Consider the following 13,028-nt stretch of genomic DNA (forward strand, 5'->3'; position numbering starts at 1 on the left):
GTTAAAATTAGTTAAGCCTTAGTCAATGAAAGCTTAGTTTGCATTGCAATAATTGTCCTATCGACGAACTACTATTTTGTTTCTACATGTACCTGTTCAACATCAAAAAGCTTATGAATCTGATGATGCAAATGTTCGATTGATTGTTCACTATTAACAGTAAGTTCGATATCAAGCTTTTCACTATTCTCACTAGGAAACATCGTCATCCCAGTAACCGTAAATCCACGATAGCGTGTCACTTGAAGTAAACGCTCAAGTACCGTTGGTTGATCATTAGCGCTGATCCGTAAAGTGTGCTGTGTCATTAGGTACTCTCCATCATTTTATCGTTAGCTGTTTCTGGGGGAACAAGCGGCCATACATTGTCGGCGGCATCAATTTTTACTTGTAATAAATACGGACCATCATGGTTAAGCATTTCAGTAATTGCTTCTGTCACTTGGTCTTTAGTGGTGATCTCTCGCGCTTTAATGTCGAAGGCATTAGCCAGCATCACGAAATCAGGGTTGTCAGATAAATCGGTTTCACTAAGGCGGCCTTGGAAAAATAAATCCTGCCACTGGCGCACCATGCCGAGCTTAGCGTTGTCGATTAAAACGATTTTTACAGGCAGCTGAAAACGCTTAATCGTTGACATTTCTTGTACATTCATCATGAACGAACCGTCGCCAGATACCGCTATCACTGTATCGGTAGGTCGGCTTATCTGCGCACCAATCGCTGCTGGTAAGCCAAACCCCATCGTACCCATGCTGCCACTGGTTAAAAAGTTACTCGGCTGGTCAAACTGCATATGTTGTGCAGACCACATTTGATGTTGTCCGACATCAGTCGTCACCACACTATTAGCAGGCATTCTCTCACTGACTTCTTTTAATACCGCAGGAGCGTATATTGATTGTCCAGGATGATTATAATCCCAGTCGTACTGCGACTTCATTGCTACACATGTTTGATACCAATCATCTACCTCTACTGGCATTGCCAGCGACGGCAGGCTGTATTTAAGATCGCCAACAACGGGGGCATCTGCAAAGCGGCGTTTGTTGATTTCCGCAGGATCGATATCAAAATGAATAACTTTAGCGTTTGGCGCAAATTCTTTGAGTTTGCCTGTTACACGGTCATCAAAACGCGCGCCTACTGCAATTAATAAATCACTCTGTTGAACCGCTAAATTGGCCGCTTTCGTACCATGCATGCCCAACATACCCAAGTAAGCTTCATCATTAGGATCAATTGCCCCTAACCCTTTCAACGTCGCCACACTTGGTAGCCGAGTAACTTTCATGAACTCACGTAATTCATTGACGGCGTTTGCCATGCCGACTCCACCACCAACATACAATACTGGTTTAGTAGCCTGACTTAGCAATGCTAGCGCCTTCCCTACATTTGCCGGCTCATTTTCTGAATTTTTACCGAAGTTAACTGCAACTTCTCGCATTTTAGGCGCTTCTGCGATCTGAATATCTTTCGGGATATCAACTAACACTGGGCCCTGTCTACCAGACATCGCTATTTCAAAGGCTTGCTCGAGTGTTGCTTCTAGTTCGTTCACACTACGTACTTGAAAAGAATGTTTGGTACACGCCAGCGACAAGCCAAAGATATCCACTTCCTGAAACGCATCAGAGCCCATTGCTGTCGTTGGCACTTGCCCCGTGATTGCAACTACAGGAATAGAGTCAGCCATCGCATCGGCCAATGAGGTTATAAGATTTGTTGCCCCTGGGCCTGATGTCGCAAGACACACACCTACTTTGCCTGATGCACGTGCATAGCCAATAGCGGAAAACGCCGCCCCTTGCTCATGACGACACAAGAAATGCGTTACTTCACTGTCATATAGCGCATCGTAAATCGGCATAATTGCGCCACCCGGATAGCCAAAAACATGTTGCACGCCATGACGTTGCATAACGTCAAATAAGAGTGTTCCGCCTGTGTATCTATTGTTGCTAACCATGTTCATTTTCAAAAACTTAACAAAGTATAATTATTAAGTTTTTTTCTCCTGTGCTATTCGGTAAATGAGCTAAACGTTAAATTTTAAGAAATAAAAAACCCCCGGTTCTTTCGAAGCGGGGGTTTATTCAATAAGCCTTTTCTTTAGCTCAGCAAACATTCCCGCGCTGATTTAATAATCACCACGACGAGAATGTTAATAATCACTGAGCTAAAGTTTTGCATATTTATAAAATTTTTCTGAATATTTCAAATTAAGTAATGGCGTATTTCGCCTTCTTTTTAAATTAGTACCATAGCTCTAAGATTCAGCGCAAGGATTTTTTTTAGTACTTTTTTTAACCGAGTGGATACATTTTGTTATATACGAATTCGCGCAAATTGAAATTACCGACTAGAATCAGTTCACTAGGACGACACTTTAAAATGGATTTTATATGTCACTTGCAAATATTTTTAGCCGCGCCTGTGTAGGCTTAGAGTCACCTTTAGTTAATGTTGAAGTTCATATCGCCAACGGTCTCCCTGCGTTTAATATCGTAGGGCTTCCTGAAACTTCTGTTAGGGAAGCCAAAGATCGCATTCGCAGCGCAATTTTAAATTGCGGTTTCGAATTTCCAGCTAAGCGCATAACCATCAACCTCGCACCTGCTGACCTTCCCAAAGAAGGTGGGCGCTTTGACTTGCCCATGGCCGTTGGTATCTTAGTCGCATCAGAGCAGCTCCCCAAGGAACAAATTAGCCACTATGAATTTACTGGTGAGTTAGGTTTGTCTGGCGAGCTTCGCGCCATTAAGGGCGAAATTCCAATTGCGCTAGCTTGCAAGCAAGCTAACCGCACACTGGTACTGCCCGAGCAAAATGCTGAGCAGGCCAGCTGGGTGTCAGAAGTCAATATCCACCCGCTGATGCATCTGAAACAGCTACTACCCCACCTGCTCAAACAAAATGCGCTACCGCTAATCAATCAGGGCCCGCCATCGCTGGAAGACGTAGAAAGTTTTGGCCCTGACATGAGCGATGTTGTAGGCCAACCATTGGCAAAACGTGCGCTCGAAATTGCCGCCAGTGGTGGTCATAACTTGTTGTTTATTGGGCCTCCGGGCACAGGAAAAACCATGCTAGCTAGTCGTTTACCCGGAATTTTACCGCAAATGACGCAAGAGGAAGCCTTGGAGACAGCCGCGATTCATTCCATTTCACAACAAGAAATTAATTTGCAATCATGGCTAGCCCGGCCATTTCGTGCACCGCACCATACCGCGTCTGCCGCTGCGTTAATCGGGGGTGGCAGTAATCCAAGACCGGGCGAAGTTTCACTGGCGCACAATGGCGTATTATTTCTCGATGAATTACCCGAGTACGAAAGGCGGGTGCTGGATGTACTACGCGAACCACTGGAGTCTGGAGAAGTAACAATTTCCCGTGCGCTCCACAAGCAAAGTTATCCCGCATGTTTTCAGTTGGTTGCTGCCATGAATCCAAGTCCTACGGGATTTTACAACGACAACCGCAGCACACCAGAACAAGTATTACGTTACCTTAATCGCCTGTCGAGCCCGTTCCTCGACCGCATTGATTTACAAATCGAAGTAGCAAGATTGCCGCGTGGCATGTGGGCTAAAAACCTAGAAGCCAGTGAATCGTCAATCATGATTCGCGCTCGTGTACGTGCCTGTCGAAATTTACAGCTCGCTCGTCAAGGCAAGTCGAATGCACACCTGAGCAGTGCGGAAATTCGTGAACATTGCAAACTAACCAACGACGACAATGAGTTTCTCGAGCTCGCCATTGAAAAACTTGGCCTATCTACTCGCGCTCACCACAAGATTTTGAAAATTTCTCGCACACTGGCCGATATGGAAGAAAAACCGGCCATTTTGCACGAACACTTAATTGAAGCATTGTCCTATCGCGCCATGGATCGCATATTACGCCATCTCACAGAGGCCGTTGCCGTTTAGCCACCAATAATAGCGGCAAAAAATGCACGAATTAATGGCTGACTTTGGTTAGCCGTTAAGCAACATACACCAAGTTCAAATGGTGCAATTTCTCCCTGATTGTTAAGAATTTGCACCCGTTCTTTGACGGGACTGTTTTCAATTACGACTTCTGGCGCAAACCCTATGCCACAGCCCAATGCAACCATACTCACCAATGCTTCATGTCCTGAGACTGTGGCGTAAATATTCGGCTTGCCATGGTGATTACGACGAAACCAACGATCAAATCGTAACCGCATTGGCCCATGCTCAGGCAAAATAAACGGAATTTGCAGCCAGTTGATTGACGATTGTTGTAATTGCTGTGTTACTTGGCAACTCAACGATGGGGCAATGAGCTGTAGTGGAATATCTGCGAGATGATGAAAATGCATGCTGGATGAGAGTTTTTCAGGTTTCGCAGCTATCGCGATATCTACCGTCTGATTTTTGACTTGGGTTAACGCATCTGCGGCATCGCCAGTGGTAAGTACAATTTCAACCAATGGATGAATACGTCTAAACTTGTCTAACATATCGGGCAAGTGGCTATAGGCCGCAGTCACAGAACAAAACACATGAAGCTTACCCGTTAGTTGCACTTGCTCTTGCTTCAAGACGCGCTGAATTTGTTGCCAATGCTCTAACTGCTGTTCCGCAAACTGTCTAAACTTTTGTCCCGCTTCGGTCAGCACAACAGTACGATTATCGCGATGCAATAACTCACATCCCAATTCTTGCTCTATGCGCTGTATTGCCCGACTCAAGGTGGAAGGGCTAACATGATTTAATTCCGCAGTTTTTGTGAAATGCAGTGAATTTGCAAGATCTGCAAACAAGCGCAATGACTTAAAATCCAAAGTAAATCTCCTATATTTGCCTCGACAAACATTATTGTTGCACAAAACGCAACGTAGTTGTGCAAATAATTCATTTTAAGCAATACGAAATATTCGCTAAGATGCGAAAGTCATCTATTTTTAATGAAAGAAATTATCCTGATAGGCTGAAAGAATACGGCCAACCAGTAGGAGTACACCAATGAGCAATTATTTTAACACCTTGAGTTTACGTGAAAAATTAACGCAATTAGGTAAATGTCGCTTTATGAAACGCGAAGAGTTTACTGACGGTTGCCAATTCATCAAAGATTGGAATATCGTCATTGTCGGTTGTGGTGCACAAGGACTCAATCAAGGGTTAAACATGCGCGACTCTGGCTTGAACATCTCTTACGCTTTACGTGATGCGGCGATTGCCGAAAAACGTCAGTCGTACCAATGGGCGACAGATAACGGCTTTAAAGTTGGCACTTATCAGGAACTCATTCCTCAGGCAGATTTAGTGTTAAACCTAACGCCAGATAAACAGCATACTTCTGCAGTATCAGCCGTAATGCCATTGATGAAACAAGGCGCAACTTTGTCTTATTCTCACGGTTTTAATATCGTGGAAGAAGGCATGCAAATTCGCCCTGATATTACAGTGATCATGGTTGCACCTAAGTGTCCAGGTACCGAAGTACGTGAAGAATACAAGCGTGGTTTTGGTGTACCAACGCTAATTGCTGTACACCCAGAGAATGACCCACAAGGTAATGGATTAGCCATTGCGAAAGCCTATGCATCAGCAACTGGTGGTGACCGTGCTGGCGTATTAGAATCGTCATTTATCGCCGAAGTTAAATCAGACTTAATGGGCGAGCAAACCATTCTTTGTGGTATGTTGCAAACTGCGGCCATTTTAGGTCACGAGCAAATGGTGGCAAATGGCGCTGATCCAGCGTATGCCAGAAAACTGATTCAATATGGTTTGGAAGTTACCACTGAAGGCCTTAAACATGGCGGTATCACCAACATGATGGATCGCTTATCAAACCCAGCGAAAATCCGCGCGTTTGATATGTCAGAACAGTTAAAAGTAATTTTACGACCCTTATTTGAAAAGCACATGGACGACATCATCGAAGGCCGCTTCTCTGCCACTATGATGGAAGACTGGGCTAATGACGATGCTAACCTATTAAAATGGCGAGCAGAAACTGCAGAGACTTCATTCGAGCTAGCACCAGATTCAGATGCGGAGATCAACGAACAGGAATACTACGACAAGGGTATTTTCATTGTTGCCATGATCAAAGCAGGTGTTGAGCTGGCATTTGAAGCGATGGTTGAAGCGGGTATTATTGAAGAATCTGCCTACTATGAATCACTACACGAAACACCACTAATCGCAAACTGTATCGCCCGTAACAAGCTATACGAAATGAACGTGGTTATTTCGGATACCGCTGAATATGGTAACTACTTATTCAGCCATGCCGCAGTGCCATTGCTTAAAGATTTTGTGTCTAAACTAACACCTGAAGACTTAGGTGAAGGGCTAAAGGACAGCTCAAACGGCGTTGATAATGTACGTTTAATCGAAATAAATGACGCTATTCGTAGCCACGGTGTTGAAACCGTCGGTAAAGAATTACGTGGCTACATGACCGACATGAAACGTATCGTCGAAGCTAATTTAGGCTAAAATTACAGCAAATGAAAAACGGCGTTACTAAATAAGTAACGCCGTTTTTATTTGGGCCAAGAATAACAATAGCCTTAATTGCGTACTTGCCCATCACCATAGACAACAAATTTTTTCGTCGTCAGCGCGTCTAATCCCATCGGGCCATACGCATGGAGCTTACTAGTGGAAATACCAATTTCAGAACCTAGTCCTAACTGGCCACCATCTGAAAAACGCGATGAAGCATTTATCATCACCACCGATGAGTTAATTTGGCGTACGAAAGCCTGCGCGCGGGAAATATCCTGACTAACGATGACCTCAGTATGGTCTGAAGTAAACTCGTTAATATGTGTAATGGCGTCATCAAATGATGGTACTACACGAATAGCGATTTCATACGTTAAGTACTCTGCATGATAATCTTCATCTGTCGCCAGTTCTGCCTCGCTAAAATAGGAATGAGACACTGCACACGCGTGCACTTTCACTTGCTGCTCAGCCAATGCTTTGGCTGCTAGTGGTAAGAAATGTTCAGCAATATCCGCGTGCACTAATAGCGTTTCAAAAGCATTACAAGCACTTGGTTTTTGCGTTTTTCCATTAATAAGAATGTTGATCGCTTTATCTATATCAGCGTACTTATCAATATATAAGTGGCAGACACCTTTAAAATGTTGAATTACCGGAATTTGACTGTTTTCGGTGACATAGCGAATGAGCCCTTCGCCACCACGTGGTATCACCAAATCGATCGAGTCTCGTTGTTGCAATAGCGAATTGATAACGTCTCGATTAGTATCGGGAATCACCGTCGCAACATGACTGTTAATATTGGCGCCCGCTAAAGCTTCTTGCAAACACGTTGCTAGGGCAATATTGCTATGCAGTGCTTCTGAACCACCTCGCAAGATCACCGCATTGCCAGATTTAATGCACAAAGCCGCAGCTTCTGCAGTAACATTTGGCCTTGCTTCGTAAATCATGGCAATAACGCCTAACGGAATCGTCATTTGCCCTACTTGAATACCGTTTGGTCTTACATTGAGATCACTAATTTTACCCACCGGGTCTGGTAATTGCACAATTTCACGAATGGCATTGGCAATGTCTGCAACACGGCTTTCCGTGAGTAATAGACGGTCAAGCATAGCTTCTGATAAGCCCTTGTCGCGACCAGCATCAATGTCTTTGCTGTTTTCACTCAAGATAAATTGCGAGCGTGCCTCAATATGGTCAGCAATTTCAGCTAATAACGTATTTTTTTGCGTTGTGGTGAGTTGGGCAATTTGGCGCGATGCCACTTTCGCAGCACGTGCTGCTGAAACGATATCAAAGGTCATAAGTTTTCTCTCATTTATACAACGACTAAATCATCACGATGAACAATCACTTTACTCGGGCAATAGCCCAGCACGGCGAGTATTTGGTCACTCTTAAGACCTTTAATTTTGGCTAAATCTTGGCTATTGTACTGGCAAATTCCTTTAGCAATGATATTGCCTGAAGCGCTATCGAGAAGATCGACAGATTCGCCGGCAACAAAATCCCCTACCGCGGATACAATCCCTGACGACAACAACGAAGCGCCCTTGTTCACGACCGCCTGAACAGCACCACTGTCTAAATGAATCTGGCCATTACTTTTCAGCGTATGCTTTAGCCAATGTTTGCGTGCTTTGCTTACACCTTGTTTTGCATTAAAACACGTGCCCGGATTATTGCCTTTCAATAATTGATCGAATACGTGACTGTCACTACCGTTGACAATATAAGTGACAATGCCATTGTCGACGGCTTTCTCGGCAGCTTGAATTTTGGTTTTCATACCGCCAGTGGCAATATGGTTGTTTGTTGCCCCAGCCAAGGCATATACCTCGGGCGTAATCTGGTCAATGTCAGGAATTAAGTTGGCGTTAGGGTTCACGCGAGGATCTTCATCATAAACTCCAGCAACATCACTAAGAATAATCAAGCAATCCGCTTCGCTGACTAGGGCGACTAATGCCGCCAGATTGTCATTGTCGCCAACCTTTAACTCTTCGGTGGCAACCGTATCATTCTCGTTCACTATTGGTAAGACGCGATTTTCCAGCAAAATACGCAACGTGTTCTTGATGTTGATATAGCGTTGTCTGTCTTTTAAATCACCGTGAGTGATGAGTAACTGGCTGCAGGGCACATCAAAAAATCGTTGCCAATTAGCCATCATCTGCATTTGACCGACTGCCGCCATAGCTTGTTTGGTGGGGATAGAGGGGGTGGGAGAGCCGTGTTGTATTAACTGTCGACCCGCAGCAACGCTGCCAGACGACACTAAAATTACTTCTTTACCCGCTAAATGACACTCAGTGATAAAGCGTGCGATAGATAAGGTATATTTACCACTGCACCCTTTATTTTCAGGGGCGATTAAGGCACTACCTACTTTAATTACAACACGATTAAAATTCATTTATCCTCTCCCATTAATACCCTTCCTTAGAATGCCCTGAATACTGGTGCTTTGGCAAACAACTTTTGTCGATTTTCTAGATTAGAACGGTATTTTCTGCAATCTAATGGAATATGTATTACTAGTCGTGTTTTTTATCTGGTCTACCATTGGTATTTTAGCGAATTACCGCCACATGATGCGCCGATTGATTAAAATTCAACACTTTAGTTAGATTGATATCAGCCCGCTGTTTATATACAGTGAATTGATACAAGTGCATACTTCAGACATATTGGATCACTATTAATACCTCTTTGTGCACAAAAAATATCAAAACGAGTGATAATTAATGCTCATTCAGCAATTTTTTACTGAAAGTCACCTTGATTCACATTATTATGGTGACTTTATAATCACTTCAATTAAAAGCGATATGTTGAATTTTTTACCTGCACCTTTAATTGGTTTGTTGTCTTTCTCTTTATATGCCGTTAATACGCTCTTTTGGTTATTGCCAATAGTTATTTGTTCACTATTGAAAGCTTTGTTACCTTTCAACCTAATGCAAAAGTTGTTTAGCTACCTATTAGATCATATGGCGAGTGCCTGGGTCGCGGTGAACACGCTCAATCAAAAGCTTTTCACGCGAGTCAAATTGCATGTGCAAGGTATACAAAAGTTAGAAACCAACCAATGGTATTTAGTGATTTGCAACCACCAAACGTGGGTAGATATTGTTGTCCTACAGCGTGTATTACATGGCAAGGTGCCATTTTTAAAATTTTTCCTTAAAAAAGAACTCTTATATGTGCCTTTTTTGGGCATTGCATGGTGGGCACTCGACTTTCCGTTCATGAAACGTTATAGCCAAAGCTTTATTAAAAAGAACCCTCACCTTAAAGGCAAAGACATCGAAACCACGAAAAAGGCATGTGAGAAATTTCGCCATAAGCCTGTGAGTATCATGAACTTTATTGAAGGAACTCGCTTTACACCAGTGAAGCATAGTAAGCAAAACTCACCTTACAAACATTTACTAAAGCCTAAAGCAGGTGGTATCGGCTTTGTCATTTCAACAATGGGCGAAAGTCTGAATAAAGTGTTGAATGTGACAATTCATTACCCTCACGGCACTCCGAGCTTTGCCGACTTTTTGCTAGGCAAAGTAACCGATATTAATGTAGTCGTCGACACAAAAGATATTGAACCTCAGTTGATTGGTGACTATGTTAATGATCGCGCATATAAAATTAACTTTCAGCAATGGGTAAGTGAGATTTGGCAAGAAAAAGACCAATTGCTGGAACAATTAGAACAACAAAATAGATAGGAATTGCGATGTTATCAGCATTGTCGTCATGGATTTCACCTTACGTACCACAGCAGCACTTAGCAATGACCGTAATGCTACTCGGCTTACTGGCTATTTTATGTGTTTGTATTTTAGGGTTCTATATTGCCAAGCATTATATACTTGTCGTAATTGAGCGCTTGATTAAGCGCTCTAAAAATACCTGGGATGATTTTTTACATCAGCATCACGTATTTTCTCGTATTGCTATGCTCACACCTATGGTGCTGCTATTTTTGTTAGCGCCACTATTTACTAAGACGCCTTCAGTTCTACAGGACGTAGTCATCACGTTGGCGAAGATTGCGGTGACATTTCAAATAGCGCGGATCATCGATGCTATTCTCAACGTTATTAAGAGTGCAGGTGAAGAACACGCTAAAGAAAGATACTTGCCACTGAACGCCAGTATTCAAGTTGTCAAACTGTTAGTCTATCTGGTCGCGACAATTCTTGCGGTGTCATTTATTATTGATCGGTCACCCATTTATTTGTTGAGTGGTTTAGGTGCCTTAACTGCGGTTTTATTACTCGTGTTCCAGGATACTATTAAAGGATTAGTGGCTAGTATTCAGATCTCCGCTAATAAAATGGTAGCCCCCGGTGACTGGATTGAAATTCCACAATACGGTGCCGATGGTGATGTACTCGAAATTGGTTTGAATACAGTAAAAGTAAGAAATTTTGATAATACTGTAACCACAGTACCAACCTATGCTTTGATTAGCGGTTCATTCAAGAACTGGCGCGATATGTTCCAATCTGGCGGACGTAGGATCAAGCGCACAATCACCGTTGATGTTTCATCAATTCGCTTTTATCAAGCAGACGACATAGCGAAACTCAGAAAAATTGTGTTATTGGAAGATTATCTAAGCATGAAACAACAAGAACTCGACGAACACAATGCAAAGTTTTCCGAGACTGTGCGTGAGCTAAACCAAAGACAACTGACAAACGTTGGGACGTTTCGTGCCTATGTTACGGCCTATTTACAACAACACCCTAAAGTACATCCTGATATGACGTGCATGGTGCGCCAACTACCATCAACTGGCAGTGGCTTACCACTAGAGCTATATTTTTTTAGTAATGATCAGAAATGGGTGAACTATGAAGGGATACAAGCCGATATCTTTGACCACTTGTATGCCATGGCACCAATTTTTGATATTCGACTGTTTCAACATCCTACTGGTAGCGATTGGCGCGCATATCGTAATCACCAATAATCAGTCCTAAGCAAGTGAGCAAATCACGCTTTTGCTCACTTGAACCATTGTTGTATTTATTTACCGTTGGCGAATAACCCCTTCTTGCATAGTCGTTGCAACTAAATCACCCGACTGACTGAAAATTTGCCCTCGCACTAAACCTCTGCCACTGATCGCCGTTGGGCTTTCCATCACATACAATAGCCATTCATCCATGCGAAATGGACGATGGAACCACATAGCATGATCTATAGTCGCAATCTGAAAGTTTGGCTGCCAATGACTCTTGCCATGTGCGAACAGTGCGGTGGGTAAGAAATGAAAATCTGAGGTGTATGCCAGCATATACGTATGAATGCGAAGGTCATCTGGCATATTACCATTCGCCTTTATCCACATGTGGCATTTAGGGTGTGTTTTTACGGGTTTGACCCAGTTGTACTGTTCAACAGGTCTCAATTCTATCGGCTTCTCAGATAGAAATTTGCCGCGAACATTTTCAGGGATATATTCTTGATGATCAAAAATGAAGTCACTTATTGACGGCAATTCATCAGGCCCAGCAACGTTTGGCATAGGGTCTTGATGATCAAACCCCTGCTCGATTTCCTGAAACGACGCCGTTAGATAAAAGATCACATTGCCGTTTTGTATCGCTTTCACGCGTCGAGTACCAAAGCTTTTACCGTCCCTAATATTTTCAACTTCATAAACCACAGGCTTAGATGCATCACCTGGTCGTAAGAAATATGAGTGCAAACTATGAACATAACGTTCGGCAGCAATCGTTTCTTGAGCTGCTGACAGTGCTTGTCCCATTACCTGACCACCAAATAATGCTCTAAATCCTAGATCTTGACTCTGACCTCGGTAAATTCCTTGCTCAATAGTTTCCAGTTTCAGCAATGCCAATAGTTGGTCTAACACTTTACTCATGGTTTTCTCACTTTATTAGAGTTGTTGATGACAATTATAGAAGCCTGTTTATACTTCCCCCACAATTTCTTTAACTAGTTATGTATTGTCATCTAAATAGGTATTAGTCTTTAGCGTTCAAGCAAGCGCAATTTTTTTAACGCTAAAAAGTTTCTCGAATAATAACAAATTTCACACTAAGTCGTTTAATTCATAGAATATCTCATTAATTAAACTGGTACTATCAGTTGTAAAAGTTGTTATCTACACAATTCAAATGTTGAAATATTAATCAAATTAAGATACCGTTTGTTGTATAACGTCGTATTAATGTTTATTCAAAAGTCAAAAGAGGCCATTGTGCAAGCGGTAGTTGATAGAGAAGTATTGTTAGAAAGAAGACAATACACACCAGAAAAATCAAACTTATGGGATAAGCTGTCTTTAGCGCAGAAATTTGCGGCAAGCAGTCTCACTCAGTTTGGATATGACTTGGCATTTATTCGAAATAGTAATGCCGGTAGCTTAGCTGTTTTGCTTTGTGACAGTAATGCTGCAACCATTACTGATGACGGCGAAATTAATACCTCTCCAGAGATAGTGATTCGCCCGTAATTATTCACTATTAATTTGCGAACAAATTA

General features: G+C 42.6%; 11 protein-coding genes. 5 read left to right on the top strand and 6 right to left on the bottom strand.

Going from position 1 to position 13,028, the window contains the following annotated elements; all coding sequences use genetic code 11:
• Nucleotides 1–71: 71 nt before the first annotated feature.
• Together ilvM and ilvG are read right to left on the bottom strand one after the other, a co-directional pair.
• A complete protein-coding gene (gene ilvM, locus ACSLUK_RS03520; protein WP_448547130.1) occupies nt 72–308 on the bottom strand; it encodes an acetolactate synthase 2 small subunit in 237 nt (78 codons plus the stop codon).
• Nucleotides 308–1,972: an acetolactate synthase 2 catalytic subunit gene (gene ilvG, locus ACSLUK_RS03525; protein ID WP_448547131.1), complete on the bottom strand. Its 1,665-nt coding sequence runs from the start codon at nt 1,970–1,972 to the stop codon at nt 308–310. Before ilvG ends, ilvM begins: the two co-directional genes overlap by 1 nt.
• Before the next feature lie 436 nt (nt 1,973–2,408).
• On the opposite strand from ilvG, the gene ACSLUK_RS03530 reads away from it, so the two are divergent.
• Nucleotides 2,409–3,935, top strand: coding sequence for a YifB family Mg chelatase-like AAA ATPase (locus ACSLUK_RS03530; protein ID WP_448547132.1), 1,527 nt, complete (start codon nt 2,409–2,411; stop codon nt 3,933–3,935).
• Here ACSLUK_RS03530 and ilvY read toward each other — a convergent pair.
• Nucleotides 3,932–4,816, bottom strand: coding sequence for an HTH-type transcriptional activator IlvY (gene ilvY / locus ACSLUK_RS03535; protein WP_448547133.1), 885 nt, complete (start codon nt 4,814–4,816; stop codon nt 3,932–3,934). The genes ACSLUK_RS03530 and ilvY overlap by 4 nt on opposite strands.
• A gap of 181 nt (nt 4,817–4,997) precedes the next feature.
• On the opposite strand from ilvY, the gene ilvC reads away from it, so the two are divergent.
• Entirely contained in the window at nt 4,998–6,485 is a 1,488-nt protein-coding gene (gene ilvC, locus ACSLUK_RS03540) for a ketol-acid reductoisomerase (RefSeq protein WP_448547134.1), read from the top strand.
• A gap of 74 nt (nt 6,486–6,559) precedes the next feature.
• Here ilvC and ACSLUK_RS03545 read toward each other — a convergent pair whose 3' ends face one another.
• Both ACSLUK_RS03545 and proB read right to left on the bottom strand, forming a co-directional pair.
• Nucleotides 6,560–7,810 (bottom strand): glutamate-5-semialdehyde dehydrogenase, encoded by a 1,251-nt coding sequence (locus ACSLUK_RS03545; RefSeq protein ID WP_448547135.1) that lies wholly within the window; start codon nt 7,808–7,810, stop codon nt 6,560–6,562.
• 14 nt (nt 7,811–7,824) lie between these two features.
• Nucleotides 7,825–8,922: a glutamate 5-kinase gene (proB, locus tag ACSLUK_RS03550; RefSeq protein WP_448547136.1), complete on the bottom strand. Its 1,098-nt coding sequence runs from the start codon at nt 8,920–8,922 to the stop codon at nt 7,825–7,827.
• Between the two features lie 415 nt (nt 8,923–9,337).
• Here proB and yihG point away from each other — a divergent pair, with 415 nt between their 5' ends.
• A complete protein-coding gene (gene yihG, locus ACSLUK_RS03555) occupies nt 9,338–10,234 on the top strand; it encodes a 1-acylglycerol-3-phosphate O-acyltransferase, YihG family (protein ID WP_448547308.1) in 897 nt (298 codons plus the stop codon).
• Nucleotides 10,235–10,242: 8 nt separating this feature from the next.
• A complete protein-coding gene (locus ACSLUK_RS03560; protein WP_448547137.1) occupies nt 10,243–11,487 on the top strand; it encodes a mechanosensitive ion channel family protein in 1,245 nt (414 codons plus the stop codon).
• 60 nt (nt 11,488–11,547) lie between these two features.
• Here ACSLUK_RS03560 and tesB read toward each other — a convergent pair whose 3' ends face one another.
• The gene (gene tesB / locus ACSLUK_RS03565; protein ID WP_448547138.1) at nt 11,548–12,405 is read right to left on the bottom strand and encodes an acyl-CoA thioesterase II; all 858 of its coding nucleotides are present in this window, start codon (nt 12,403–12,405) and stop codon (nt 11,548–11,550) included.
• Between the two features lie 309 nt (nt 12,406–12,714).
• Between tesB and ACSLUK_RS03570 the strand changes: the two genes are divergently transcribed.
• Nucleotides 12,715–12,999: a hypothetical protein gene (locus ACSLUK_RS03570; protein WP_448547139.1), complete on the top strand. Its 285-nt coding sequence runs from the start codon at nt 12,715–12,717 to the stop codon at nt 12,997–12,999.
• The last annotated feature ends 29 nt before the right edge of the window (nt 13,000–13,028 follow it).

Source organism: Thalassotalea fusca, from assembly GCF_053485835.1.

Excerpts from the sequence above, each read along its gene's own strand:
- ilvM (WP_448547130.1), bottom strand. The coding sequence starts at position 308 with ATGACACAGCACACTTTACGGATCAGCGCTAATGATCAACCAACGGTA.
- ilvG (WP_448547131.1), bottom strand. The coding sequence starts at position 1,972 with ATGGTTAGCAACAATAGATACACAGGCGGAACACTCTTATTTGACGTT.
- ACSLUK_RS03530 (WP_448547132.1), top strand. The coding sequence starts at position 2,409 with ATGTCACTTGCAAATATTTTTAGCCGCGCCTGTGTAGGCTTAGAGTCA.
- ilvC (WP_448547134.1), top strand. The coding sequence starts at position 4,998 with ATGAGCAATTATTTTAACACCTTGAGTTTACGTGAAAAATTAACGCAA.
- ACSLUK_RS03545 (WP_448547135.1), bottom strand. The coding sequence starts at position 7,810 with ATGACCTTTGATATCGTTTCAGCAGCACGTGCTGCGAAAGTGGCATCG.
- proB (WP_448547136.1), bottom strand. The coding sequence starts at position 8,922 with ATGAATTTTAATCGTGTTGTAATTAAAGTAGGTAGTGCCTTAATCGCC.
- yihG (WP_448547308.1), top strand. The coding sequence starts at position 9,338 with ATGTTGAATTTTTTACCTGCACCTTTAATTGGTTTGTTGTCTTTCTCT.
- ACSLUK_RS03560 (WP_448547137.1), top strand. The coding sequence starts at position 10,243 with ATGTTATCAGCATTGTCGTCATGGATTTCACCTTACGTACCACAGCAG.
- tesB (WP_448547138.1), bottom strand. The coding sequence starts at position 12,405 with ATGAGTAAAGTGTTAGACCAACTATTGGCATTGCTGAAACTGGAAACT.
- ACSLUK_RS03570 (WP_448547139.1), top strand. The coding sequence starts at position 12,715 with ATGTTTATTCAAAAGTCAAAAGAGGCCATTGTGCAAGCGGTAGTTGAT.